At 62.5% G+C, this 24012-nt stretch carries 28 protein-coding genes; all 28 read right to left on the bottom strand.

What is annotated here, in order from left to right:
* Positions 1–13: 13 nt before the first annotated feature.
* Complete coding sequence (locus tag THALAR_RS02210) at positions 14–403, bottom strand: hypothetical protein (RefSeq protein WP_021099839.1); 390 nt, start codon at positions 401–403, stop codon at positions 14–16.
* Positions 404–409: 6 nt separating this feature from the next.
* Positions 410–2425, bottom strand: coding sequence for an NADH-quinone oxidoreductase subunit NuoG (nuoG, locus tag THALAR_RS02205; protein WP_021099838.1), 2016 nt, complete (start codon positions 2423–2425; stop codon positions 410–412).
* Between the two features lie 3 nt (positions 2426–2428).
* Entirely contained in the window at positions 2429–2914 is a 486-nt protein-coding gene (locus THALAR_RS02200; RefSeq protein WP_021099837.1) for a DUF3291 domain-containing protein, read from the bottom strand.
* A 105-nt stretch (positions 2915–3019) separates the two neighbouring features.
* A complete protein-coding gene (locus THALAR_RS02195) occupies positions 3020–3361 on the bottom strand; it encodes a hypothetical protein (protein WP_021099836.1) in 342 nt (113 codons plus the stop codon).
* On the bottom strand, positions 3358–3699 hold the full coding sequence (locus tag THALAR_RS02190) for a hypothetical protein (protein WP_154666733.1): 342 nt from the start codon (positions 3697–3699) through the stop codon (positions 3358–3360). Before THALAR_RS02190 ends, THALAR_RS02195 begins: the two co-directional genes overlap by 4 nt.
* The gene (gene nuoF, locus THALAR_RS02185) at positions 3699–4997 is read right to left on the bottom strand and encodes an NADH-quinone oxidoreductase subunit NuoF (RefSeq protein WP_040817045.1); all 1299 of its coding nucleotides are present in this window, start codon (positions 4995–4997) and stop codon (positions 3699–3701) included. Before nuoF ends, THALAR_RS02190 begins: the two co-directional genes overlap by 1 nt.
* Before the next feature lie 41 nt (positions 4998–5038).
* Positions 5039–5260 (bottom strand): DUF5337 domain-containing protein, encoded by a 222-nt coding sequence (locus tag THALAR_RS02180; protein ID WP_021099833.1) that lies wholly within the window; start codon positions 5258–5260, stop codon positions 5039–5041.
* 16 nt (positions 5261–5276) lie between these two features.
* Positions 5277–6080: an NADH-ubiquinone oxidoreductase chain E gene (locus THALAR_RS18750; protein ID WP_021099832.1), complete on the bottom strand. Its 804-nt coding sequence runs from the start codon at positions 6078–6080 to the stop codon at positions 5277–5279.
* 26 nt (positions 6081–6106) lie between these two features.
* Positions 6107–7321: an NADH-quinone oxidoreductase subunit E gene (locus THALAR_RS02170; protein WP_021099831.1), complete on the bottom strand. Its 1215-nt coding sequence runs from the start codon at positions 7319–7321 to the stop codon at positions 6107–6109.
* A gap of 41 nt (positions 7322–7362) precedes the next feature.
* Positions 7363–7647: a hypothetical protein gene (locus THALAR_RS02165; RefSeq protein WP_021099830.1), complete on the bottom strand. Its 285-nt coding sequence runs from the start codon at positions 7645–7647 to the stop codon at positions 7363–7365.
* The gene (locus THALAR_RS02160; protein ID WP_040817537.1) at positions 7644–8861 is read right to left on the bottom strand and encodes an NADH-quinone oxidoreductase subunit D; all 1218 of its coding nucleotides are present in this window, start codon (positions 8859–8861) and stop codon (positions 7644–7646) included. The genes THALAR_RS02165 and THALAR_RS02160 overlap by 4 nt, the downstream gene beginning before the upstream one ends.
* A complete protein-coding gene (locus THALAR_RS02155; protein WP_021099828.1) occupies positions 8861–9475 on the bottom strand; it encodes an NADH-quinone oxidoreductase subunit C in 615 nt (204 codons plus the stop codon). The genes THALAR_RS02160 and THALAR_RS02155 overlap by 1 nt, the downstream gene beginning before the upstream one ends.
* Positions 9472–10005, bottom strand: a complete 534-nt coding sequence (locus THALAR_RS02150; protein WP_021099827.1) for a NuoB/complex I 20 kDa subunit family protein — start codon at positions 10003–10005, stop codon at positions 9472–9474. Before THALAR_RS02150 ends, THALAR_RS02155 begins: the two co-directional genes overlap by 4 nt.
* A complete protein-coding gene (locus THALAR_RS02145) occupies positions 9996–10361 on the bottom strand; it encodes an NADH-quinone oxidoreductase subunit A (RefSeq protein WP_021099826.1) in 366 nt (121 codons plus the stop codon). Before THALAR_RS02145 ends, THALAR_RS02150 begins: the two co-directional genes overlap by 10 nt.
* 216 nt (positions 10362–10577) lie before the next feature.
* Positions 10578–11690 carry a lytic murein transglycosylase gene (locus THALAR_RS02140; RefSeq protein WP_021099825.1) on the bottom strand — a complete coding sequence of 371 codons (1113 nt, stop codon included), beginning with the start codon at positions 11688–11690 and terminating at the stop codon, positions 10578–10580.
* A 69-nt stretch (positions 11691–11759) separates the two neighbouring features.
* Complete coding sequence (locus tag THALAR_RS02135) at positions 11760–12539, bottom strand: crotonase/enoyl-CoA hydratase family protein (RefSeq protein ID WP_021099824.1); 780 nt, start codon at positions 12537–12539, stop codon at positions 11760–11762.
* Positions 12536–13390 carry a hydroxymethylglutaryl-CoA lyase gene (locus THALAR_RS02130; RefSeq protein WP_021099823.1) on the bottom strand — a complete coding sequence of 285 codons (855 nt, stop codon included), beginning with the start codon at positions 13388–13390 and terminating at the stop codon, positions 12536–12538. The genes THALAR_RS02135 and THALAR_RS02130 overlap by 4 nt, the downstream gene beginning before the upstream one ends.
* Positions 13387–14043, bottom strand: coding sequence for a glutathione S-transferase family protein (locus tag THALAR_RS02125; protein ID WP_021099822.1), 657 nt, complete (start codon positions 14041–14043; stop codon positions 13387–13389). Before THALAR_RS02125 ends, THALAR_RS02130 begins: the two co-directional genes overlap by 4 nt.
* Positions 14036–15967, bottom strand: coding sequence for an acetyl-CoA carboxylase biotin carboxylase subunit (locus THALAR_RS02120; protein WP_040817043.1), 1932 nt, complete (start codon positions 15965–15967; stop codon positions 14036–14038). Before THALAR_RS02120 ends, THALAR_RS02125 begins: the two co-directional genes overlap by 8 nt.
* Positions 15968–16079: 112 nt before the next feature.
* Positions 16080–16409 carry a thermonuclease family protein gene (locus THALAR_RS02115; RefSeq protein WP_169788509.1) on the bottom strand — a complete coding sequence of 110 codons (330 nt, stop codon included), beginning with the start codon at positions 16407–16409 and terminating at the stop codon, positions 16080–16082.
* A gap of 194 nt (positions 16410–16603) precedes the next feature.
* Positions 16604–18199 carry a carboxyl transferase domain-containing protein gene (locus THALAR_RS02110; RefSeq protein WP_021099819.1) on the bottom strand — a complete coding sequence of 532 codons (1596 nt, stop codon included), beginning with the start codon at positions 18197–18199 and terminating at the stop codon, positions 16604–16606.
* A gap of 6 nt (positions 18200–18205) precedes the next feature.
* On the bottom strand, positions 18206–18673 hold the full coding sequence (locus tag THALAR_RS18535) for a lysozyme inhibitor LprI family protein (RefSeq protein ID WP_169788508.1): 468 nt from the start codon (positions 18671–18673) through the stop codon (positions 18206–18208).
* A 5-nt stretch (positions 18674–18678) separates the two neighbouring features.
* Positions 18679–19155 carry a hypothetical protein gene (locus THALAR_RS18530; protein ID WP_021099817.1) on the bottom strand — a complete coding sequence of 159 codons (477 nt, stop codon included), beginning with the start codon at positions 19153–19155 and terminating at the stop codon, positions 18679–18681.
* Between the two features lie 10 nt (positions 19156–19165).
* Positions 19166–19513: a hypothetical protein gene (locus tag THALAR_RS02095; RefSeq protein WP_021099816.1), complete on the bottom strand. Its 348-nt coding sequence runs from the start codon at positions 19511–19513 to the stop codon at positions 19166–19168.
* On the bottom strand, positions 19510–20070 hold the full coding sequence (locus THALAR_RS02090) for a hypothetical protein (RefSeq protein ID WP_154666731.1): 561 nt from the start codon (positions 20068–20070) through the stop codon (positions 19510–19512). The genes THALAR_RS02095 and THALAR_RS02090 overlap by 4 nt, the downstream gene beginning before the upstream one ends.
* Positions 20067–21230 carry an acyl-CoA dehydrogenase family protein gene (locus THALAR_RS02085; protein ID WP_021099814.1) on the bottom strand — a complete coding sequence of 388 codons (1164 nt, stop codon included), beginning with the start codon at positions 21228–21230 and terminating at the stop codon, positions 20067–20069. The genes THALAR_RS02090 and THALAR_RS02085 overlap by 4 nt, the downstream gene beginning before the upstream one ends.
* A gap of 833 nt (positions 21231–22063) precedes the next feature.
* A complete protein-coding gene (locus THALAR_RS02075; RefSeq protein WP_021099813.1) occupies positions 22064–23275 on the bottom strand; it encodes a DegT/DnrJ/EryC1/StrS family aminotransferase in 1212 nt (403 codons plus the stop codon).
* Positions 23276–23329: 54 nt separating this feature from the next.
* The gene (locus THALAR_RS02070) at positions 23330–23995 is read right to left on the bottom strand and encodes an HAD-IA family hydrolase (protein WP_021099812.1); all 666 of its coding nucleotides are present in this window, start codon (positions 23993–23995) and stop codon (positions 23330–23332) included.
* Between the last annotated feature and the right edge of the window lie 17 nt (positions 23996–24012).

The following is a 24012-nucleotide window of genomic DNA, read 5'->3' as shown; positions in this document are numbered from 1 at the left end:
CTGCCTTCTTGTTTCACACCGTTGGTATGCCGTTTTCGGCACACTCGGACACCACCACTTCGGCGTCGATTGTTTGCAATCCGTCGGGTAGCGCAGCCGAGATGGTGTAAACCGCATCTCCGGCCCAAAGGCCACCCTCTTCCTGTACGTTTGTGCGCACGTGTCGCGCAAATCCGAAGCCGCGGATCAGCGCATACTGCGCCGCCGCGCATTTGCCATACTCGGCCACATCCTCGTTGGTCCGCGCGCCCTTCATCCGCACCAGAAAGCTGACGAGGTCATCGTCAAGCCGTCTGGTCTCGATCCCGAGGTATTCCGGCGCAAAAACCTCCTGCGTCGGCTCCTCGGTCGGGGTGCAGGCCACTAGCATGGCCGCCCCCAGAAGGGATATGCGCGTACGCATGTCATACTACTCCGCAGCCATCGGTTGGTTGGCCCGTGCCTTGGCGTTGGCCGACAGCTCTGCCATCAGCTCGGACGCGCGGGCGATCGGGTTGGTCAGGTAGAAATCGCTAATCGCTAGGCGGAAGTCGGCCTTGCCAAGCTTGCCGCGTGCCTCGGGTGACCAGTCGTTCTCGGGTACCTCGTCGACACCCGCCAGATGTGGCACCTCCGCGACCAAAGCCTGACGCAGTTGCGCCAAGCTGTCATAAGGCAACGTTGCGCCAAGTTCGGCCGACAGCGCCCGCAGGATCGCCCAGTTGTCCTTGGCCTCGCCCGGCGCGAAATTCGCCCGCAGCGCCAATTGCGGCCGGCCTTCGGTGTTCACGAACAGCGCCTGTTCCTCGGTGTAGGCCGCCCCCGGCAGGATGATGTCGGCCCGATGCGCGCCGCGATCCCCGTGGGAGCCTTGGTAGATCACGAAAGGCCCCGCCTCGATGTCGATCTCGTCGGCGCCGAGGTTGTAGATCACCTCCGCATCCTTGATTCCGTCCATACCGGCGTCGTTCACCGCGCTCACATCCATTGCGCCAACGCGGCCCGCAGCGGTGTGCAACACCATGAATTTGGAGTTCGTCTTCTCGGCCAGTTCCATCGCAGCGGCCAGAACGGCGGCGCCATCGGCCTCGCCCAAGGCGCCCATGCCGATGATGACGACGGACGGCTCGTCGAGAACTTTGTCGAATTTGTGCTCCAACAGGCCTTCCAGCGCCGCGCGGTCGGTGCCGATATGCGCGTATTCATAGGTTAGATCAACAGCTTGACCGACCAGCCCCACATTCGCGCCATGGGTCCACGCCTTGCGGATACGCGCGTTCAACACGGGCGCTTCAACAGCGGGGTTGGTGCCAATCAGCTGGATATGCTTGGCAGTGTCGAGGTCTTCGATACGCGCGGTACCAACATAGCCGGAGCGGTTGCCCGCTGGCAGTTTCGCCCCGTCGGTGCGGCATTCCACAACGCCGCCTTGGCCTTCGATCAGCTGTTTCAAAGCAAACGCGGCTTCCACTGGGGCCAGATCGCCGACCAGACCAGCCAGCTTCTTGCCCTTCATCGCGGCGCTTGCGGCTTTCAGGGCTTCATCCCAGCCCGCTCTGCGCAGCTTGCCGTTTTCACGGATGTAGGGCGTGTCCAGACGTTGGCGGCGCAAGCCGTCCCACACGAAGCGGGTCTTGTCGGAAATCCATTCCTCGTTCACCCCGTCATGGTTACGCGGCAGGAAACGCATGACTTCACGACCTTTGGTGTCCACGCGAATGCTGGACCCAAGGGCGTCCATCACGTCGATGGACTCGGTTTTGGTCAACTCCCAAGGCCGCGCCGTAAAGGCATAAGGCTTCGAGACCAAAGCGCCAACGGGGCACAAGTCAATGATGTTGCCTTGCAGGTTGGAATTCAGCGTCTCGCCCAGATAGGACGTAATCTCGGCATCCTCGCCGCGACCGGTCTGGCCCATCGTGTGAATACCCGCGACTTCCGTGGTGAAGCGCACGCAGCGGGTGCAGGAAATGCAGCGCGTCATGTGGGTCTCGACCAGCGGGCCGAGGTCCAGATCGTCCGTCGCGCGCTTCGGCTCGCGGTAGCGGGAGAAGTCAACGCCGTAAGCCATCGCTTGGTCTTGCAGGTCGCATTCGCCGCCTTGGTCACAAATCGGGCAATCCAGCGGGTGGTTGATGAGCAGGAACTCCATCACCCCTTCGCGGGCCTTCTTCACCATGGGCGAGTTGGTTTTAACCACGGGCGGCTGGCCTTCGGGACCGGGGCGCAAGTCACGCACCTGCATCGCACAAGACGCGGCGGGCTTGGGCGGGCCGCCGACCACTTCGACCAGACACATGCGGCAGTTGCCAGCAATGGTCAGGCGCTCGTGATAGCAAAAACGCGGCACCTCGACGCCAGCTTGCTCGCAAGCCTGAATGAGGGTCATCGCCCCGTCACACTCGACCTCTTTGCCGTCGATGATTACTTTCTTTAGGTCGCTCATGCGTTACTCCGCAGCCACTTGGCAGCCATGTGTCTTCCACATGGTCGCGTCTTTCAAATAGTCCCAGCCGAAGGCGTCGGGGCTGTCGCCCTGCTCCCGCAGCATCTCAAGTCTCTCCAGCGCCTCGGCGAGTGTTGGTTCATGCCCAACCGGCACCCACCACATGACGAAGTGCATTTTGCCCAGCACCTCGAACCACTCTTGGCGCTTTTCGTAGAATTTCTTGTGTACCGTGCCCCAGACGAAGGTTTGCAACGCCTCGGCGCTTTCCCAAACGGTCAGGTTCGGCACGTAGAGCGCATCGCCGTCGATCGAATGTTCTGTCGCGCCTGGCGCACCGGAGCCTTCCAGCATCCACACGAACCCCGGCATGCGTTTGCCCATAGAGTTGATCCGCTCGATATTGTCGATGAACTCGGCCACGCGAGGATCACCCACGGGAGCAAGCAGGCGGCCTACGTTCAGCTCTGCAAGATGGTGGCCCTTCATGCCCTCACCGCCTTGCCACCGGAGGTCGCGCACGGGGCAGCCACCAAAGAGGCGGCTGCGGCAAGGGGTCTGTATTTCGCTACGCTCGACATTCCCGATCCTATCCTAACGCGCGACGCATCGCGCGTTGAACACCAATTTTTCACCGTCTTGCGTGAAGGCCCAGTCGTTGCTGACAGGGCTGATCTGCCATTCCGTGTCCGAGCCGCCATAGTTCAGCAGGCAGTACTTCGTGGCCTCGAAGCGCACGCTTTCGCGCACGGCCTCAAGGCCTGCCCCTTTGTTAACCACGGAGATCGCGATATTGCGTTTGTCCTCACCAGCCGACAGCTTGGCCTTGTAGGGCAAGGCCCGCTCGCTGACCGCGGCGCGCGACTTGTCGCGGCTCAGCAGCCCGCAAGAGGCAGTGCCAAGCACCAGTGATGTGACAAGCAGCAGGCGGATCATGTCTTCAGCCTCGTCCCGTCAATGACCTGATCGCTTTGCAGCACGCCGACGCAGAACACGCGGACCGTCAGCAACCCGTTTTCACGGGTGCGGGTGTCGGCGATGGGGTTCTCGCCGTCTTGGCAGGCAATTTCCATCGCGCGGAGCACCGCACGGTTTTCGTCAGATGCAGGGATCGCCGCACCATCCTTGTAGCGCAGCACCACGCGGGTGGTATCGGCCGCACGCGCCGCCTCGACGATCTCAAGCGGCGGGCCTTTGGGCTTCTCGGAGACCGGACCCGGAGGAACGCAAGCTGCCAGCACAGCCACCGCGGGGATGAGGACCAGAGCACGCATCATTCTGCCGCCACCGCCGACACGCGGCCGGTTCGCTTGTGTTTGATCCTGTCCTCGATTTCGTCACGGAAGTGGCGCACCAGACCTTGGATCGGCCACGCCGCCGCGTCGCCCAAGGCGCAGATTGTGTGACCTTCGACCTGTTTGGTCACGTCGAGCAGCATGTCAATTTCCTCCACTTCGGCGTCGCCCGTCACCAAGCGGTCCATGACGCGCATCATCCAGCCGGTGCCTTCGCGGCAAGGCGTGCATTGGCCGCAGGACTCGTGCTTGTAGAAAGCCGACAACCGCCAGATCGCTTTGATCACGTCGGTGTTCTGGTCCATCACGATCACCGCCGCCGTGCCAAGGCCCGACTTCTGCTCCCGCAGCCAGTCGAAATCCATGATGCACTCTTTTTCCATTATCTCGGCAGGCAGCAAGGGCACGGAGGAGCCGCCTGGAATGACCGCTTTGAGGTTGGACCAGCCGCCACGAATGCCGCCGCAATGGCGGTCGATCAGCTCCTTGAACGGGATCGACATGGCCTCTTCGACCACGCAGGGGTTGTTGACGTGGCCGGAGATCGCAAACAGCTTGGTGCCTGCGTTGTTGGCCCGACCGAAGCCTGCGAACCAGTCCGCGCCGCGGCGCAGTATGGTCGGGACCACGGCGATGGATTCGACGTTGTTCACGGTGGTCGGGCAGCCATAGAGGCCCGCGCCTGCCGGGAATGGCGGCTTCATCCGCGGCATGCCCTTCTTGCCCTCAAGGCTTTCCAGCAGAGCGGTTTCCTCGCCGCAGATATAGGCCCCTGCCCCATGGTGCAGGTAGACGTCGAAGTCCCAGCCCGACTTGGCCGCGTTCGGGCCGATAAGGCCGGCTTCGTAGCATTCGTCGATGGCATGCTGTAGCGCCTCGCGCTCGCGGATATATTCGCCGCGCAGATAGATGTAGCAGGCGTTGGCGTTCATCGCGAAACTGGCGATCAGGCAGCCCTCGATCAGGGTGTGCGGATCGTGACGCATGATCTCGCGGTCCTTGCAGGTGCCCGGCTCGGACTCGTCCGCGTTGACCACCAGATAGCTGGGGCGACCGTCGCTTTCCTTAGGCATGAAGGACCATTTGAGGCCCGTCGGGAAGCCCGCGCCGCCACGGCCACGCAGCCCGCTCGACTTCATCTCGTCGATGATGGCGTCGCGGCCGCGTTTGATGATATCGGCGGTGCCGTCCCAATGCCCACGGGACTGCGCGCCCTTCAACGAGCGGTCATGCATCCCGTAGAGGTTGGTAAAGATGCGGTCCTTGTCTGCCAGCATTGCGCGTCGTTCCTCATTTTGCAGGGCGTTGTCCTGCGGGCCTACTTGTTCTGGCGCGAACGCCACAGGCCGTATGCTTCAATCATGACCCAGACGAAGATGGCGGCGATGCCGATCTCCAACAGGCCCATCACACGATTGGACCACCCGAACGTGGCCCCTGCAAACTCCAGCCCCATGAAGGCCAGCGCGGTGACGATGATCACCACCGCAAGTCTGCGTCCTTTGGCAGCGCGGGCCTTATCGCCCGCGTCACCGCTCATTTAGCGTCCGGGCAGGTCAATAGACCCCACCCTTTCTAACCTTCTTCGAAAACTCCGTCTGGCCGCCTTCTGCCAGCACCTTGGCCTGCTTCACCCACTCGTCGCGGGAGACGCGGCCCTTGAAGCCTTCGAGATTGTTGTCGACCCACTCCACTTCCTTTTTGCGCCACGAGGCAATTTGATCAAAGTGGAACACGCCCATCTTGTGCAGCATGCCTTCCAGCTTGGGTCCGACGCCCTTGATCTGTTTGAGATCATCGGCACCGCCCGCGCGGGCTTCGGTCAAAAGCTCCGGCTTGCCATCCGCCGACACAGGCGCGGCTTTCGCCTTCGGAGCAGCTTTAGCAGGCGCCTTCTTGGCGGCAGGCTTTTTCGCAGGCGCCTTCGGTGTCGCCACCTTGCCGGTACCCGACTTCGCAGGCGTCTTCGCCTCCTCGGGCTCGGCCTTGGCCTTCGCCGTGGCTTCGCCGGTCGCGGACAGGGTCGCGGCAGCAGCCCCGGCGCCACGGGCAACCGGTGCGGGCTCGGTGATCGGCCCGGATGTGGCCAACGGCGCGGCAGCCGTTGCTTCCGGATGTGGTGATGCAGTGGCCGCAGGCGTCGCGGACGCGGCGTCGGACATGCCCGAAACCGAGCGACAAAAGGCCCATGTCAGCGCAAACCCGCCCGCGATCAAAACGACCAGCCCCCAGAACAGAGCCATCATAAAGCCGGTGTCCCGCATCCACATGAGCAACGCGGCGACCAGCACGCCTGCAACCAGCGCGGCAAGCCACCAGACGCTCTTGCAACTCATGCCGCCAGTATCGTTCTGTCCCATTCTTCGTACTCCCCGTCTGTTTCAGACTAGTAGACGCCGCCTTTTTTGACCCGACCCGAAAATTCCGTGGTGCCACCCTTGGCCAGCACCTTGGCTTGCTTCACCCACTCGTCACGGGATACGCGGCCTTTGAAACCTTCGAGGTTTTCGTCGACCCACGCGACTTCCTTTTTGCGCCATGATGCGATCTGGTCGAAATGGAACACGCCCAACTTGTGTAAAAGCTGTTCGAGTTTCGGACCCACGCCCTTGATCATCTTGAGATCATCCGGCCCGCCGTCGCGCGCCTGTGTCAGCATCTCGGGCTTGCCATCTGCCGCGACCGGCTTGGCTGCGGTCTTCGGCGTGGGGTTGAATTCCCCGTCCGTCGCCTTGCCGCCTGTCTCGGATTTCGGGGCAACCTTGCCCGTTTTTGGTCGAGCGACCTTCTTGGCGTCTACCTCATCCTTGGTCTCGTCCACCTCGCGGGCGTTCTGCTTCAGCTCGGCTTCCTTGGGTTTGGACGGCACGGATTTGCCGGACTTTTCCTTGCCGCCATGTTGCCATGGGGTCAGCAGCGGCACTTCGGTGCCGTCGATGCGTTTGATCGTATCGCCCAAGTCGGTGGCAAGTTGCACGGAGGCGTTGTATTGCGTCTTACCGCTGTCGTATTCGGTGAGCGAGGTCAGCCCCTTCAGCGGTTCGGCGGCGTAGCGGCCATTTTGGGGGCCGGGTGTCGGCACCTGGCCATTGGCCAGCCCGTCGATGATCTCGCCCATGCGTTTGGCGGTCAGATCTTCGTAGTAATCCTTGCCAATCTGCGCCATCGGCGCGTTCGCACAGGCCCCGAGGCACTCGACCTCCTCCCACGAAAACTTGCCGTCAGCGGACAGCTGATGCGGCTTTGGCGCGATCTTTTCCTTGCAAACGCCGATCAAATCCTCAGCCCCGCAAATCATGCAGGACGTGGTGCCACAAATCTGGATATGCGCAACGGAACCAACAGGTTGCAGCTGGAACATGAAGTAGAAAGTAGCCACCTCCAGTGCCCGGATATAAGCCATGCCCAGCATTTCAGCGACATGCTCGATGGCGGGACGGCTCAACCAGCCCTCCTGCTCTTGGGCGCGCCAGAGCAGCGGAATGATCGCCGAAGCCTGACGCCCCTCGGGGTATTTGGTGATCTGCGCCTCTGCCCACGCCTGATTGGCGGAGGTGAAGGCGAAGCTGTCAGGCTGATCTGCGTGAAGTCTGCGAAGCATGGAAGTCCGTGGCCTTTATCTGTGCGTCAGGAGCGCGGCGCTTACGCGCAAGCCCCAACGGTGGAGCGGATACCGCCGCCGGGTTGTTCGATGGCTTGAAGCTGCGCGATGGCTTCTTCTTCGACCTTGTCGAGCTTCGTGTCTTTCCAGCCGGTTAGATCGCGGATCTGGGCGTGGGTGATGCCGTCAAAGTCGATGCAGCCGACCTCGGCCATGGCCGAGGCGTAGCGGCCCAGGTCAATGTCGTCGACACTCAATTCCGGAGCGGGGAGGCAGGCGCTGAGGGTCAGAGCGCCAGCAGCGGCGAAAGCAGCAATTTTTTTCATCGGTCAATCTCTCCAAAAACAACGTCCATGGTCCCGATGATCGCGGCCACGTCTGCAAGCTGGTGTCCCTTGCAGATGTAATCCATAGCCTGCAAATGCAGGAAACCGGGGGCCTTCAATTTGGCGCGGTAGGGCTTGTTGGTCCCGTCCGCCACCAGATACACGCCGAACTCGCCCTTGGGGGCTTCGACCGCCGCATAAACCTCGCCTTCGGGCACATGGAAGCCCTCGGTGTAGAGTTTGAAATGGTGGATCAGCGCCTCCATGGAGGTCTTCATCTCGCCACGGGTCGGCGGCGTCATCTTGCCCCGTGCCATCACGTCGCCCTGCCCTTCCGGAGCGCGCAACTTCTCGATGGCCTGCCGGATGATCAGCACCGACTGGCGCATTTCTTCCATGCGGACCAGATAGCGGTCGAAACAGTCGCCGTTCTTGCCGACCGGGATCTGGAAATCGAATTCGTCGTAGCACTCGTAAGGCTGCGAGCGGCGCAGATCCCACGCCAGACCGGACCCGCGCACCATGACGCCGGTAAACCCGTAATCAAGGATATCCTGTTCGGTCACGATCCCGATATCGGCGTTGCGCTGCTTGAAGATGCGGTTGTCGGACAGCAACCCGTCAATATCGTCGAGCACCTGCGGGAACGTCGTCGTCCATTCCTCGATATCGTTGAGCAAGGCATCAGGCAGGTCCTGATGCACACCACCGGGGCGGAAATAAGCCGCGTGAAGACGTGCGCCACAGGCCCGCTCATAGAACACCATCAGCTTTTCACGCTCTTCGAAGCCCCAAAGCGGCGGTGTCAGCGCACCCACGTCCAAAGCCTGCGTGGTGACGTTCAGCAGGTGGTTCAGAATGCGGCCGATTTCCGAATACAGCACACGGATCAGCGAGGCGCGGCGTGGCACTTCGGTGCCTGTCAGTTTCTCGATGGCCAGGCACCAGGCGTGTTCCTGATTCATCGGCGACACATAGTCGAGCCGGTCGAAATAGGGCAAGTTTTGCAGGTAGGTCCGGCTCTCCATGAGCTTTTCCGTGCCACGATGCAGCAAGCCGATATGCGGATCGCACCGCTCCACGATCTCGCCGTCCAACTCCAGCACCAGACGCAAAACGCCGTGGGCGGCGGGGTGCTGAGGCCCGAAGTTGAGGTTGAAATTACGGATCTTCTGCTCGCCGGTCAAGGCGTCGTCGAATTTGCCACCGTCCATCATTTCTTCGCCCCCTCTTCAGCCTTCTCGTCACCTGGCATGATGTACTCCGCACCTTCCCAAGGGGACATGAAATCGAACTGGCGGTATTCCTGCACAAGCTTCACAGGCTCGTAGACCACGCGTTTCTCGACTTCGTCATAGCGCACTTCAACATAACCCGTGGTCGGGAAGTCTTTGCGCAACGGATGGCCGCGGAAGCCGTAGTCTGTGAGGATGCGGCGCAGGTCGGGGTGGCCCGAGAACAGGATGCCGAACATGTCGAAGATTTCACGCTCGAACCAGTTGGCCGCCGGATAGACCTCGTGCAGCGACGGCACGATGGCGTCTTCGCGGATCGCCATTTTAACGCGGATGCGATGGTTCTGATACATCGACAGGTAGTGGTAAACCACGTCGAACCGCGCGTCGCGGGTCGGGTGATCCACCGCCGTGATGTCGATCATCGTCGAGAAGCGGCAGGCGCGGTCGGTTTTCAGAAACTCCGAAAACGACACCAGCGAGCTTGGGGCGATATGCACCGTTAATTCGCCAAATGCGATGTCGGTGGACAGCACGCAATCCGGGCGTTTCAGCTCGATATGGGCGGCAAGTTCTTGCAGGGCTTCGCTCATCGTACAATCGTCCCCGTCCGGCGGATTTTGCGTTGCAGCTGAAGGATGCCGTAAAGCAACGCCTCTGCTGTGGGCGGGCAGCCCGGCACATATAGGTCGACCGGCACGATCCGGTCGCAGCCGCGCACAACGCTGTAGGAATAGTGGTAGTAGCCGCCGCCATTGGCACACGATCCCATGGAGATCACGTAGCGCGGCTCCGGCATCTGGTCATAGACCTTGCGCAGCGCGGGAGCCATCTTGTTCGTCAGCGTGCCGGCCACGATCATCAGGTCCGACTGACGCGGGGACGCGCGAGGGGCCGTGCCGAACCGTTCCATGTCATAGCGCGGCATGGCTGTGTGCATCATCTCGACCGCGCAGCACGCCAGCCCGAAGGTCATCCAGTGCAGCGAGCCGGTGCGTGCCCAGTTGATGATGTCCTCGGTCGAGGTGACAAGGAAGCCCTTGTCCTGAAGCTCGTTGTTCAACTGCACGGTGGCGACGTCCTTGTCCCAACCCGCAGTGTTTGCGCCGGTTGCTACTCCCATTCGAGCGCTCCCTTCTTCCATTCATAAGCAAAGCCGACGGTCAAAACCGCGAGAAAGACCATCATCGACCAGAAGCCCAGCAGACCCACATCCTTGAAGGCCACGGCCCACGGGAACAGAAACGCGATTTCGAGGTCGAAAATGATGAACAGGATCGACACCAGATAGAACCGCACGTCGAACTTCATGCGCGCATCGTCGAATGCGTTGAAGCCGCACTCGTAGGCCGACACCTTCTCGGGGTCCGGATTGCGCACCGCAAGCACGGCTGCGGCAAGAATCAGGACCAGCCCAAGGCCGATGGCCAGTGCCAGAAAAATAAGGATGGGCAGGTATTCGCGTAGAAGCTCGTCCACGTTTCTCTCCTTATGGCCAGCTTGGCGTGGCTCGCAGGTGTTGTCAGCTTCGTGATCTTTACGCCCGCACGCGCAGGGGGTCAACCGATGGACGGACGCGGTTGCGGCTGATTATCCCTACTTTCTAGCCCGTTAATAACCGACGGTTCAGCTTGTCCTGAACCTGAAATAGCGCGGCTCGCTGAATCGGCAAAACCTACCGGGGCGAGTCGCACGCTACCCCAAGCTCGCCAACAGCGCCGGGGACGGGTTGCCCGTCGCCTCCAGCCCCACGCTGCGCTGGTAAGCGGAAATGGCGGCTTGCGACTTCGGGCCAAGCACCCCGTCCGCCCCGCCGGTGTCGAAGCCACGGGCGGTCAGCCTTGTCTGCAAGCGCTTTCGCTGATCTATGGTTAGCCCGTATTTGTCCGGCCCGAACGGGGTTTTCAGCGGCCCGCCCCCTGCCAGCCGGTCGGCCAGATGCCCCACGCCAAGCGCATAGTTGTCGGAGTTGTTGTAGCGCTTGATCGCGCGGAAGTTCTGCCCCACGGCAAAGCGCGGCCCACCGGGGTCGGGCTGCAACCCGCCGCTGGTCACTTCGCGGCCCCAGGATTGTCCGCGCTGCCAACCGGATTTTGCCAGATAGGCGGCCGTAGAGGCCAGCGCGTCGGACGGGTCCTCGGACCATATGTCGCGCCGCCCGTCGCCGGTGAAATCCACCGCGAAGAGCTGGTAGGACGTCGGGATAAATTGCGTATGCCCCATCGCCCCGGCCCAAGAGCCGACCAGCTTGTCAGGTGTCGTGTCGCCGCTTTGCAGGATTCTCAGTGCCGCGATCAGCTGCTTCTCGAAGAACGCCCCGCGCCGCCCGTCAAAGGCCAGCGTCGCGGTCGACGACACCACTGGGATGTTGCCCCGGCGGGCGCCGAAATTGCTCTCCACTCCCCAGATCGCGCACACCACATTGGCGGGCACGCCATACCTTGCTTCGATGGCGTTCAGCCGTGACCGTTGCCGCGCGAAAGCCACGCGGCCCGCCGCGATCTTCTCTTCGGATGCCACAATCGCGAGATAGTCCTCAAAGCTACGTTTGAATTCGGTCTGGTTGCGATCCCGCTCGATCACTTCAGGCAGGAAGCCCACACCGCGCATCCCCGCCTGAAGCGTGCTGGCGCTGATCCCTTGTGATAACGCCCGCGCTTTGAAACCATCGACCCACGCATCAAAGGCGGGGTTTGGCACGGCGCGCATGGCAGGCTCGGCGCTTGACGCGGACACGCCGCCGCCGGCGCTGCACGCCTGCAAGGTGAAAGCGCCGGACAGGGCAAGGAAGTGACGACGGTTGAACATGGGGCTGCTCCCTCTCATGGGGTTGTTTTGCTCCACGTTAGCGCATTCCTACGCACCACGAAACAGCCCTTAGCGCACCCAAGCGGCCTTACGCTTGTCGAAGAAGGCGGCAATGCCCTCGGCGCTCTCTTCGCTTTCCCAGCGGGTCACCAATGCCTTGATGGAGTGGTCTACCGCAGCCTGCCCCGGCGCGCCGCCCAGATGCAAAGCCAGCGCCTTGGCCTCGGCCACGGCACCGGGGGCACAGGCCAGATACGGCGTGATCTCGGCTTCGATGGCACCGTCCAGATCATCAGACACGGACGCCACGACGCCCAAGCGTTGTGCCTCTTCCGCCCCGAATATACGGCCAGACATGAACACCCGCCGCGCGTTGCCCTCGCCCATGCGGGCGATCACGTAAGGCCCGATGGTGGCGGGGATCAGGCCCAGTTTGGTCTCGGTCAGGCCGAATTTTGCATCCGGCGCGGCAATCGCCACGTCGCAGACGCAGGCAAGCCCCACGCCGCCACCGAAGGCAGAGCCTTCGATCCGCCCGATCACAGGCTTCGGTAGCTCGTTCCACGCGCCCAGCATCGCGGCCAGCTTGCCCGCCTCGCGGGCGCGGGTCTCGCCGTCGGCGTCGATCTGCGCGCGCATCCAGTTCAGATCACCGCCCGCACAGAAAATCGCGCCCGCTCCGCGCAGTACCACCGCGCGCACCGCATCATCGGCACCGAGCGCGGCGGCGCAGTGCGTCAACTCGTCGATCATCTTTCCGGACAGAGCGTTGCGTTTGTCTGAACGGTTCAGGGTGACCGTCGCCACGCCGCGCGGGTCGGTGTCTGTCAGCAATGTCTTGTAGGTCATGTCGTCTCCTTCGGGCTGCGCATCGCGCGCGCCATTTCGCCTGCCTGCGCCACGATTTTCGCGTCGAGTCCGGTCCTGTGGCCCGCTGCATCCAGATGGGCCAAAACAGCTTCGGTCGCCACATTCCCTGCCGCACCCGGCGCGTAGGGGCACCCACCCAAGCCGCCCACAGCAGCGTCGAACACGCGCAGCCCGTGCGACAAGGCGACATCGATATTCAACAGCGCTCGCCCAGAAGTGTCGTGGAAATGCCCTGCCAACTGCGTGGGTGGGCAAACGTCTGTAACCGCTTTTAGCATCACGTCGATCTGCTCCGGCGTGGCGCGACCGATAGTGTCGCCCAGCGAAATTTCGTAGCACCCCATTGCCCGCAATTGGGCAACCACGCGGGCCACGTCGGCGGGGTCAGTCGGGCCGTCATAGGGGCATTCAGCGATGCAAGACACATAGCCGCGCACAGGCATCGGCGCAGCGTCTAGGATCGGTACGAACCGCGCAAGACTCTCCTCGATGGTGGCATTTACATTGGCCTTGGAGAACCCTTCCGACGCGCTGGCAAACACCGCCACCTCGTCGGCTTTCGCCGCTATCGCCGCTTCCAACCCGCGCATATTCGGGGTCAGCGCGGCGTAGGATACACCGTTCGCGCGGGTGATGCCCGCCAACACCTCCGCACTGTCGGCCATTTGTGGCACCCATTTGGGCGAGACGAAACTGGCCACTTCAATGCGCTTGAACCCTGCGGTGGAGAGCAGGTCCACCAGCGCGATCTTATCAGCGGTGGCGATCTGCGCCTTTTCGTTTTGAAGACCGTCGCGGGGGCCGACCTCGAAGATCTCAACCGCGCTCATGCAGGCACCTCATAGAATTCTTTGGAGTAGAGACGCTCCCCGTCCGGTGGCAGGGATTTCTGAAAGCCCTCACGGCTGGTGACGCGTGCGTACCAGCCGCATAGACGCGGGAAAGGTTCGATATGTGCAAAATTACGGCCAGAATATACCGAATAACCGCAAGAAATGTCGGCTGCCGAAAAGCCGCTGTCCAGCAAATAATTACGATTTTCAAGGCGTCGCTCCAGCGCCGCGTAGCATTTGGCAAGCCTTGCCGCCTCCAACTTCATCACGATCGGGCTTCGCATGTGGTCTTCATACAGCGCGATATGCTGCTGGGTAAGAGCCGCACAATGCTGCGTGATGGTCTCGGCGAAATGCACCCAGACCAGCCAGTCCGCCCGCTCGGGATTGCCCGCAGCGCGGCCAAGGTTCCCTGCGGGGAACCTTTCGCACAGATATTCGGTGATCGCGCCGCTCTCGAACAGGATCTGCCCGTCAATTTCCAAAGCAGGCACGCGGCCCGAGGGGTTGAGCGCCAGATACGCCTCCGACCGCAGGTTCTTGCCGAACGGATGCACCACCATATCAAACGGCACGCCCAACTCGTGCAACAACCACAGGTTGCGCATGGAGCGGGTCTGGTGCGCGTGATGCAACGTGATCTCAGTCATCGGCCTCCATCCGCACCAAGGCGGCCCCCGCCGTGACTTGATCGCCAGCGCTCGCCATGACCTCGGCGACGGTCCCGTCCGCCTCTGCCCGCAAGGCGTGTTCCATCTTCATGGCCTCCAGCACCAGCAAGCGGTCGCCCGCCTTCACCTGCGCCCCTGCTTTCACGTCGACGACGCGGACAAGGCCCGGCATCGGCGCACGGGTGACCCCGTCGCCTCCGCCCTGAACTGCGGCCCGATCCAGCGGGTCGACGACGATGAAGGGATAGGTCTCGCCCCAGAACACCGCGCCCTGAGTGCCGTTGCACCAGACTGAGGCGGCGGTTTTTGATCCGTCAACGCGCCATGTGCCGTCGGTGTGAGTGATGTCATGGATGGCGTCCGGCAGGGTAACCCTGAACTGTGCGGGCGACAACGTCTCGACCCGTGCGGTCTCATCCTCGTCAAAGGCGAAGCGAGCGGTCTGCTCAACCCCGCCCCACAGCGAGACACCTGCGAACGCAGGCACCGAACGGTGCAACCCAAGGGCTGCGACCGCTGCCAGTGCGCGGGTTTTGGTGCAGGGTTCGGTGGACTTGGTCAACGCCTCCAAGTCACGCTCGATCAGTCCGGTGTCCACGTCACCCGCCGCAAAGCCGGAGTGTTCCGACAGCGCGGCGAGAAATCCGATATTGGTCACCGTCCCGCCGATCCGGGTCGCTTTCAACGCCCGCGTCAGTTGTGCCAGCGCCGTGGCGCGGTCGGGGCCGTGCACGGTCAGCTTGGCAATCATCGGGTCGTAATGCGGGCTGATCTCGTCGCCTTCCCGCACGCCGGTATCAATCCGCGCGCCGTCCGCAAACTGCAACTGGTGCAGTGTGCCGATGGCGGGCAGGAAGCCTGCGGGGACGTCCTCGGCATAGATGCGGGCCTCGAAGGAATGGCCGGTGATCGACAGGTCGTCCTGCGTGGCCGGAAGCCCCTGCCCCGATGCAACACGCAACTGCCATTCAACAAGATCGACGCCGGTGATGGCTTCGGTCACGGGATGCTCGACCTGTAGCCGCGTGTTCATTTCCATGAAGTAGAAGCGGTCCGACCGTAGCCCGTCCGAAGCGTCCACGATGAATTCCACCGTGCCTGCACCGGCATAGCCCACAGCCTCCGCCGCACGGACCGCCGCTTGCCCCATCGCGTCGCGCATCTCGGGCGTCATGCCGGGGGCCGGAGCCTCCTCGGTCACCTTCTGGTGGCGGCGTTGCAAGGAGCAGTCCCGCTCGAACAGATGCACCGCCTTCGTGCCGTCTCCGAACACCTGCACCTCGATATGGCGGGGGGTGGAGACGTATTTCTCGATCAGCACGGCGGCGTTGCCAAAGGCTTTTTGCGCCTCGGTCTGGGCGGCTTCCAACTCCTGCGCGAAGTCCTTGGCGGCGTTGACGCGCCGCATGCCTTTGCCGCCACCGCCCGCGACCGCTTTGATCAACACGGGGTAGCCGATCCTGTCGGCCTCGGCGGCCAGATTGTCTTGGCCCGCCTCGTGATAGCCCGGCACCACGGGGACGCCCGCTTTGACCATCAACGCCTTGGCGGCGTCCTTTAGTCCCATCGCGCGGATGGCGTGGGCGGAAGGGCCGATGAAGGTCAGGCCAGCGGCGTCCACCGCCTCCACGAAGTCGGGGTTTTCCGACAGGAAGCCATAGCCCGGGTGGATTGCCTGCGCGCCAGTTGTCAGAGCTGCGTCAATTATGGCGTCGCCCCGCAGGTAGCTTTCCGCAGGCGTGGCACCACCGAGGGAGACGGCCTCGTCCGCCATGTCCACATGACGCGCGTTTGCATCCACGTCCGAATGGACCGCCACTGTGCCCACGCCCAAGCGGCGGCAAGTGTCGATGATGCGGCAAGCAATTTCGCCGCGATTGGCGATGAGGATTTTAGTGAACATCTTTAGCGCCTCGTATTGAGATTTTGGCAGGCCACGCGGCAAAGCCACAGGGCTGGGCGGCACAAAGGGGCTCGATGCCTCTTTGGGACGCCCCCGCTTTGGGCAGAGATTATCATGCGCACCACCCTGCCCGACGCCCGCCGGAATAAGCGCGGCCGTGGCCGCTCTCGATCATGCTTCGTGCCACACCTTTGCCGCCTGCACGCAAATAAACCAGCAATCGTCCGTAGCGATCCGACCCGTCTGGCGTGATCACAATCTCGCCTGATGTCCAGAGCAGAGACCGCAGCTTTTGCGTCGCTAGCCATCCGGCTAGAAACTCGGAAAAACATTTGTAAGAGAGCCGCTCCGGCGCGTCGTAGCTTTTGATCCGTGCCGATCTGACGCCCATGTCGGGACAAAACACCCGAAGCGTATCGCCGTCGATAATATCGAGCGCCACACAACTTGAGCCAGCCCGCGCCAAACCGTTGGTAACGTCAATTGCGGGAGGCCCGACGATAGCCGCAAGAACTGCACCCACCCCCAGCATGGTACGCGACGGCCTGCGGAGTGACACTTGGCGGCCCCGAAATCTGCGGCGCGTCGGCCTGTCAGACACCAAGGACCGAAGCCATTTTTCGTCGGAGCGCCGCATCACATCCGGAACACGCCGAAGCGTGTATCCTCAATCGGGGCGTTCAGCGCCGCGCGCAGGGACAGGGCCAACACGTAGCGCGCCTTGCGAGGATCAACAATGCCGTCGTCCCACAGCCTGGCGGAGGCATAAAGCGGGTGGGACTGCTCCTCGAACATATCAATCGTAGGTTGCTTGAAGGCGGCCTCCTCCTCGGCGGACCATGTGCCGCCCTTGCGCTCGATCCCGTCGCGTTTCACCGTCGCCAGAACCCCCGCCGCTTGCGGCCCACCCATGACCGAGATGCGCGAATTGGGCCAGGACCACATGAATCGCGGCTGGTAGGCGCGGCCCGCCATGCCGTAATTCCCCGCCCCGAAAGAGCCACCGATCACCATAGTGATTTTCGGCACCGAGGTCGTGGCCACGGCGGTCACCAGCTTGGCCCCGTGCCGCGCGATGCCTTCGTTTTCATATTGGCGACCGACCATGAAGCCGGTGATGTTTTGCAGGAACACCAGCGGGATACGGCGTTGCGAGCAGAGCTCCACGAAATGCGCGCCCTTCTGGGCGGCCTCCGAGAACAGCACGCCGTTATTGGCGATGAGGCCAACCTGCATGCCGCAGATATCAGCGAAGCCGGTGACAAGCGTCTCGCCGAAGCGCTTCTTGAACTCGTCAAAGCGGGAGCCGTCGACGATCCGCGCGATCACCTCGCGGATGTCGTAAGGTGTGGTCAAGGAGGCTGGCACTACGCCGAGCAGTTCGGACGGATCATAGGCGGGCGCTTCGCCTTGTGTCGCGCTGCCAACCCCGCCGCCAATGTTCCCAACCGCCTGCCGCGCCAGGGCCAAAGCATGCGCGTCGTCCTCGGCAAGATAATCCGCCACGCCGGACAGGCGCGTGTGGACATCGCCGCCGCCTAGGTCTTCAGCCGTGACCACCTCCCCCGTGGCGGCCTTCACCAAGGGCGGGCCTGCGAGGAAGATGGTGCCCTGCTCTTTCACGATGATCGTGACGTCGGACATGGCGGGCACGTAAGCGCCGCCTGCCGTGCAGGAGCCCATGACCACGGCGATCTGCGCGATGCCTTTGGCCGACATGCGGGCCTGATTGTAAAAGATGCGCCCGAAATGGTCACGGTCGGGGAAGACCTCGTCCTGATTGGGCAGGTTCGCCCCGCCTGAGTCCACGAGGTAGACGCAAGGCAGGTGGTTTTCCTCGGCAATCTCCTGCGCGCGGAGGTGCTTTTTCACCGTCATCGGATAGTAAGTGCCGCCCTTCACGGTCGCGTCGTTGCAGACCACCATGACTTGCCGACCCTGCACCAAGCCGATGCCCGCGATCACGCCCGCACAGGGCGCCGCGCCATCGTAGAGGCCGTGGGCCGCCGTGGCACCCACCTCAAGAAAGGGCGAACCCGGGTCGAGCAGGTTGGCCACGCGGTCGCGGGGCAGCATCTTGCCGCGGCTCTCGTGGCGTTCGCGCGGGCCTTCGCCGCCGCCCAATGCGGCGTGCTGGGCCGCCTCTTGGACCACGCGCAAGGCGTCCAGATTTGCAGCTTCGTTGGCGCGGAACGCCTCGGAGCCTGCGGCGATGTTGGAGGTCAGTTTCATCGGTTGTTACCTCGGTCTCATGTCGCGCAAGACGATGCTGCGTTCGGCGGTCATGACCAGCAGGCAATTGGCATAGGCGATGCCGCGCACGGAGCCGCCCTCCCACTGGTCATAGGTCAGGTCACATTCCGCGTCGCGAAAGGCGATCCACGCGCGCTGCGCTTTCTGCAAGCCGCCTGCCAGATCGGTGCCCTCACTGGCGTCGCGGGTTTTCAGGTCGGCGCGGGTGATCTGGTATTCACGGTTCAGGATGTCGTCCCAAATCGCGGTCTCGGCGGCGATACAGATGGCGATACCTTGGGTCGTCGCGCCCTCCGGCAGCAGTTGGCACTGGTCCGACGCGGCGCCCAGACAGTCGGGGCTGCGATAGCCTTCCGGCGTGGCGGCGTGGCAGGCATAGACGCGCGCTTCATCCACGCTCAGGTCTGCTGCATGAAGTGGCGCGGCTAAAACCAACGCAAGAAAAGCGACCACGCCTCTCATTCCCTGAACTCGCAATAGCCCGCCTGCGAGCGGCCTTCTAGGCAGGCGGCGAACTCGCCCGACAGCCCCGCCAATTCGCTGATCTCGCAGCCCAGCCGTGCGCTTTCCGCGCCGTCTGGTTTCGACACGGCCACGTCCTGGCATTTTTGCACGACGTAGCCGGTCCACTGGCCCATCAGGTCCAGCAACTCGGACGATCCTTCGGAGGTCACCGCCTCGATCACCTCGTCCTGCAAGGTTTTCACCGTGCCGGACCATTCCTCCCGCACGCTGCCGAGGCAGGTGGCATGGGCATCGGTGCCAACCTCGTGGCTAACGCAAGGCTGGAACATAAGCTCCACGCATTGGGGCCATGTGGTGCCCGCCTCCATGGTTTCCAAGCAGGCCAGCACAAGGACTTTGTCCTGCGCGATGGTGTCTTGAGCCAAGGCGGGTGTCGCGGTGAGCGCGGCGATCAAGGGCAGATACTTCATAGACGATCCTTCAAGCCGCATCACGCGGGGCGACGGGGGATTTCGTAGCCCAGTCGGCGGGGCCGTTTTGCGCGATCAAGCCGCCAAGGGGGCCGACGTGGTATTCGTAGTGCCGTGCCGCATCAAACGGCTCGGGGCCGCAAATGACAACCATGCGTGTGGTTTTGGTTTGCGTGGGCTGCGCGCGGCAGTCGGTGAGTTTGGCTTGAGGGTGTGTGTCGAGGTAGCGGGCGACGTAGGTTTCGATGATCTGGGTCTCGGTGAGGTTGAGGGCCGCGCGTTGGTACTGCGCGAGGGCGGCGAGCAGCAGCAAGGTGAGGAGCGTGAGGGAAATGTAGTGGATTGGGCGCAGGGTCATGGTTTGACCTGTGCGGCGCGGCGTACCCGTTCTTTTAGAACAGACACCTCTACTGCCCTGTTCACGGTCTCCGTCACCTCGAAAAACGTGTCTAAGGGAATCCAGTCACGGCGGTGTCTTTTGACCGTCTCGATATAGGATGCCGCCGCGTCCTCTTTGCCCGATTGAGACATGGCATCGTTCGATTCAATATGTTGCAGCATGGTCTGCCCGCTGCGAAATCTTGCGAGGCGTCTTTTATAGTCGTCCGTATTGATCCCCTCGCCCTCGATACTTTCGGGAAGCTCCGCCAGACGGGTGGCCGTTTCGGTTCTGATTACACTCAGCGCCGTCATGGCACAGGCCAGCGGTGCTTCGGTAAAGCGGCAGAAATCCAATGTGTCGTACGCGCATGAAAAATGGCTGGCGTGGTTTTGGGACAAATCTGTATCGGGATTGAATGGGACTTGAATTTGGCGATCCGCCTCGGCGAAGCAGCGTTTGAGCCAGCCCTCAAAAAACGGGTCCGCAAGAGCCTGCACTGGCATAAACGCGAGAAGGAGCGCGAGACGCCTCACCCCATCGCCCCCATCAGCTCCCGCCCGACAAGCATGCGGCGGATCTCGGACGTTCCTGCCCCGATCTCCATCAGCTTGGCGTCCCGAAACAGCCGTGCCACGGGGGCGTCGGCGAGGAAGCCTGCGCCGCCCATGGCTTGCACGGCTTGGTGGGCTTGGACCATGGCCTGCTCGGACGCATAGAGGCAGCACGCGGCAGCGTCGGCTCGCGTGATATCCCCACGGTCACACGCACGGCCCGCCTCGTAGACATAGGCGCGGGCGGAATTCATCGCCGTGTACATATCCGCGATCTTGCCCTGCATCAGCTGGAACGAGCCGATGGGTTGGCCGAACTGCTTACGCTCGACCATGTAGGGCATGACCTCGTCCAGACAGGCGGCCATGATGCCGGTGCCGATGCCCGCCAGAACCACGCGTTCATAATCGAGGCCGGACATGAGGACACGCACGCCGCGTCCCGCCTCGCCCAGCACGTTCTCGAACGGGACTTCTACGTCGTCGAAGATCAGCTCCGCAGTGTTGGAGCCGCGCATGCCGAGCTTGTCGAAATGCGGCGAGGTGGAGAAGCCTTTCATCGACTTCTCGATGATGAAGGCTGTGATGCCTTTGGGGCCAGCGTCAGGATCGGTCTTGGCGTAGACCACCAAGGTGGAGGCGTCGGGGCCGTTGGTGATCCAGTATTTGTTTCCGCTGAGCCGATAACGGTCGTTACGCTTCTCGGCTTTCAGCGACATGGAAACAACGTCGGAGCCTGCGCCCGCCTCCGACATGGCCAAGGCGCCTACGTGTTCGCCGGACATGAGGCCCGGAAGGTATTTCGCCTTCTGCTCTGGCGTGCCGTTCAGTTTGATCTGGTTTACGCAGAGGTTGGAATGAGCGCCATAAGATAGCGACACCGAGGCGGAGGCGCGGGCGATCTCCTCGACCGCGACCACATGGGCTAGATAGCTCATGCCGGAGCCGCCATCTTCCTCGGGGACGGTAATGCCCAGAAGGCCCAGTTCGCCCATCTCGGTCCACAGGTCGGCAGGAAACTCGTTCGTCTGGTCGATCTCTGCGGCGCGGGGCTTGACCCGATCCTGCGCCCAGCGATGCACCATCTCGCGCAAGGCGTTGACGTCTTCCCCCAAGTCGAAATTCATCGAGGCGTTAAACATGGTGATCCTCCCCGTTATTGAACGCGTGTTCAAATACTAGAGCGCAGTTTCGCACCGGTCAACAGCGCCGATCTGCTCTGAAGAGGTTAATGAAGTGTCAGGAAATAGGAATGTGAGATGAAGGATATCCGCAAAAAGGTAAGGTATTCCTTACCTTTCACCTTACGTAAGGCGCATAAGTCTTTGTCTAACCGGCATTTACCTTGCGTATTAAGGGGGTTCTGCCCCATTTTCGACACATATTAAACCCTAAAAACTGAGTTACAGACATGATCTATCTAGCCTTCTACAGGGGGCATGGTCGTCCGCTAAGCGACACGCTCGTCAAGTGGGTCACCCGTTCCGAGTTCTCGCATTGCGAGCTTCTTGTGAGTTCCCGACCGCCGAAAACGGGCGAAACCCATCGTTGCGTCACCGCGCAGGGCAAGAATGGCGGTGTCTGCGTACGCGACCTGTATTTCCGCGAGGGCGCATACGAATTCGTGCAGGTTCCTTGGGCCCCGCATGACACGTTCGAACGCGCCCTGCGGCACATCGGACGCGGCTATGATTACTGGGGGCTGCTGATGAGCCAGTTCATCAACCTGCGCCGCCATGTGGAGGACCGCTGGTTCTGCTCCAAGCTGTGCGCGCGGGCTTTGGGCCTGTCGGAGGCACACACCTATTCGCCGGGCGACCTGAAGCGCATCGTCGAAGAGCACAATCGCGTCTACCGGATGGCGCATATGGCCGCGCGCCAGATGGCCCCCGCGCATGCCGCAACGCCCGTTGTTCCGCAGCACCCGCCAGCGCCCGCCAACAAGCCGGGCTATCCTGCGACCGGCCTGACCGCCCTAGCCCGCCAAGGCCGTGCGGCCCTGCAAGGCGCGAGCCTCGCTTTGAATAATGCGGGCAATCAGCTCGCAGTCGCCGATGGAGAAGGTCAGCGGCAAGCGCATGTCAAGCAATCCGGACAGGATTTCATCCGTCCGCGCCAAGGCCTGCGGCCGCGCGTAGCGCCAACTGTCATAGCGCGAGGTGAAGGCTTTGGGCTCGGCCGCGCCGAACCACTTAAGCTCCACGCCTCGGGTGGCGCATCGGCTGGTAAACTCCTCGATTTCGGACGGCGTGGCATCGGGCAGCCGGAACTGGATGGATGAACCGACATATACCCCGCGCGGGTCCCGCTCGATAACGGAGAGGCCGGGGGCGTTGCGCAGGCCGGATTCCAGTGCGGAGTAACGCTCGTTCCATGCCTCCACTTGCTTGGGCAGGTTCGCCAATTGCGGGCGCAGGATCGCCGCGCGCAGATTGTCCATGCGGCCGGACACGTTAGGCGTGACGTATTTGACCCGCTCGAATACCTCTGCGGGTGGCGCCGCCAGATGCCGCTCGTAGAGCATGTAAGAACCCGAGAGGATAATCGCACGGGCCATAACCTCCGCATCGTCCGAGACCAGAAACCCGCCCTCGCCCGAATTGACGTGCTTGTAGGTCTGGCAGGAATAGCAGCCAACGACGCCATGCCGCCCCGATGGCGTGCCCTGCCAACTGGCCCCCATCGTATGTGCGCAATCCTCGATCACGATGACCCCCGCCGCATTGCAGATCGCCATGAGCCGGTCCATGTCACAGAGATGGCCACGCATGTGCGAGAGCAGCAGATATTTCGCGGCGGAGGCCTCGATCTGCGCCTCCAGATCGTCGAGGTCGATGGTCAGGTTGTCGGCGGTCTCGACGAAGAGCGGCTCCGCGCCGACCGACGCGATAGCACCCGGCACCGGCGCCAGCGTGAAGCCGTTGGACAACACGGTATCACCGGCTTTGACGCCAACCGCCCTTAGAGCGGCCCCCATGGCATAGCCGCCAGACGCGACGGCCAGCGCGTATTTGGCACCGGTGAAGGCGGCGAATTCCTGCTCCAGCAATGCTGTCTCGCCCAACTCATCCTTGGCCGTGTTGTAGCGATGCAGCCGTCCGCTTTGCAGCACCGCCATAGCGGCGTCGATCCCTGCCTGCGGGATCGGTTCCTGCTGGGTAAAGCTGCCGTCAAAAACTTCAAACATGTCGCGGACCTCTCGAAGCTGCGACCCCGACCTTGAGACTACCGCTTTATACAGTCAAGCGATGAGGCGCGCGACGATCTGGTCCAGATCGTCGAAATGATCCATCAGGGCCTCGGGCTTCAGGCTGGCGACATCAAACGCGCCCGGCCCGAAGGTCACCAATATGGACGGCGCACCTGCATTGGTGGACGTGTCGCGGTCGGTCTGCGTGTCGCCGACCAATACCGCTCGCGCGGGGTCGCCGCCGGCCCGCTTTACCGCCTGGATAAACGGCAACGGGTCCGGCTTGCGCACCGGAAACGTATCCGCGCCCACAAGGCTGTCGAACGCGTCGCGGAATTCCAGCGCAGTCATCAACTGTTCCGCCAGCCCTTCGGGCTTGTTGGTGCATATCCCCACCTTGTAGCCGGCATCGCGAAGGCGAGACACGGCCTCGCGAGCGCCGGGATAGATCGTGGTGCGACTGCTGATGTCACCGCCGTAAGCCTCCAGCAAAATCGGGAACTGCCGGTCGATATCACTTTGATCAAACGGCTGGCCCAACCGCTCGAAGCCTTGGGTCAGCATCGCGCGCGCCCCGCGCACTGCGGTGCCCCGGTCGGTCTCGGTCGTCAGCACGTCGCCATGACCCAAGCCGCGAAAGCAAACATTCGCGGCCTCCAGCAGATCGCCACTGGTATCAGCCAAAGTGCCGTCGAGGTCGAATATGACCGTGCGCATAACATTCTCCTGTAACG

Origin of the sequence: Litoreibacter arenae DSM 19593, from assembly GCF_000442275.2 — a bacterium.
GTDB classification, from domain to species: domain Bacteria; phylum Pseudomonadota; class Alphaproteobacteria; order Rhodobacterales; family Rhodobacteraceae; genus Litoreibacter; species Litoreibacter arenae.
The sequence above is the reverse complement of the archived record's forward strand: the minus strand, read 5'-3'. Positions and strand labels throughout refer to the sequence as shown.

Coding starts and splice junctions, on each gene's coding strand:
- THALAR_RS18750 (WP_021099832.1), bottom strand. CDS start 6,080: ATGGGACAGAACGATACTGGCGGCATGAGTTGCAAGAGCGTCTGGTGG.
- THALAR_RS02095 (WP_021099816.1), bottom strand. CDS start 19,513: ATGACCCTGCGCCCAATCCACTACATTTCCCTCACGCTCCTCACCTTG.
- THALAR_RS02170 (WP_021099831.1), bottom strand. CDS start 7,321: ATGCTTCGCAGACTTCACGCAGATCAGCCTGACAGCTTCGCCTTCACC.
- THALAR_RS02200 (WP_021099837.1), bottom strand. CDS start 2,914: ATGAAGGGCCACCATCTTGCAGAGCTGAACGTAGGCCGCCTGCTTGCT.
- THALAR_RS02085 (WP_021099814.1), bottom strand. CDS start 21,230: ATGTTTAACGCCTCGATGAATTTCGACTTGGGGGAAGACGTCAACGCC.
- THALAR_RS02125 (WP_021099822.1), bottom strand. CDS start 14,043: ATGACTGAGATCACGTTGCATCACGCGCACCAGACCCGCTCCATGCGC.
- THALAR_RS02150 (WP_021099827.1), bottom strand. CDS start 10,005: ATGGGAGTAGCAACCGGCGCAAACACTGCGGGTTGGGACAAGGACGTC.
- THALAR_RS02075 (WP_021099813.1), bottom strand. CDS start 23,275: ATGTTTGAAGTTTTTGACGGCAGCTTTACCCAGCAGGAACCGATCCCG.
- THALAR_RS02160 (WP_040817537.1), bottom strand. CDS start 8,861: ATGGACGGTGGCAAATTCGACGACGCCTTGACCGGCGAGCAGAAGATC.
- THALAR_RS18530 (WP_021099817.1), bottom strand. CDS start 19,155: ATGAAGTATCTGCCCTTGATCGCCGCGCTCACCGCGACACCCGCCTTG.
- THALAR_RS02070 (WP_021099812.1), bottom strand. CDS start 23,995: ATGCGCACGGTCATATTCGACCTCGACGGCACTTTGGCTGATACCAGT.
- THALAR_RS02210 (WP_021099839.1), bottom strand. CDS start 403: ATGCGTACGCGCATATCCCTTCTGGGGGCGGCCATGCTAGTGGCCTGC.
- THALAR_RS02180 (WP_021099833.1), bottom strand. CDS start 5,260: ATGAGCGGTGACGCGGGCGATAAGGCCCGCGCTGCCAAAGGACGCAGA.
- THALAR_RS02155 (WP_021099828.1), bottom strand. CDS start 9,475: ATGAGCGAAGCCCTGCAAGAACTTGCCGCCCATATCGAGCTGAAACGC.
- THALAR_RS02135 (WP_021099824.1), bottom strand. CDS start 12,539: ATGACCTACAAGACATTGCTGACAGACACCGACCCGCGCGGCGTGGCG.
- THALAR_RS02165 (WP_021099830.1), bottom strand. CDS start 7,647: ATGAAAAAAATTGCTGCTTTCGCCGCTGCTGGCGCTCTGACCCTCAGC.
- THALAR_RS02110 (WP_021099819.1), bottom strand. CDS start 18,199: ATGAAACTGACCTCCAACATCGCCGCAGGCTCCGAGGCGTTCCGCGCC.
- THALAR_RS02140 (WP_021099825.1), bottom strand. CDS start 11,690: ATGTTCAACCGTCGTCACTTCCTTGCCCTGTCCGGCGCTTTCACCTTG.
- THALAR_RS02130 (WP_021099823.1), bottom strand. CDS start 13,390: ATGAGCGCGGTTGAGATCTTCGAGGTCGGCCCCCGCGACGGTCTTCAA.
- THALAR_RS02190 (WP_154666733.1), bottom strand. CDS start 3,699: ATGCGTGCTCTGGTCCTCATCCCCGCGGTGGCTGTGCTGGCAGCTTGC.
- nuoF (WP_040817045.1), bottom strand. CDS start 4,997: ATGCTGGCAGACAAGGACCGCATCTTTACCAACCTCTACGGGATGCAT.
- THALAR_RS02195 (WP_021099836.1), bottom strand. CDS start 3,361: ATGATCCGCCTGCTGCTTGTCACATCACTGGTGCTTGGCACTGCCTCT.
- THALAR_RS02120 (WP_040817043.1), bottom strand. CDS start 15,967: ATGTTCACTAAAATCCTCATCGCCAATCGCGGCGAAATTGCTTGCCGC.
- nuoG (WP_021099838.1), bottom strand. CDS start 2,425: ATGAGCGACCTAAAGAAAGTAATCATCGACGGCAAAGAGGTCGAGTGT.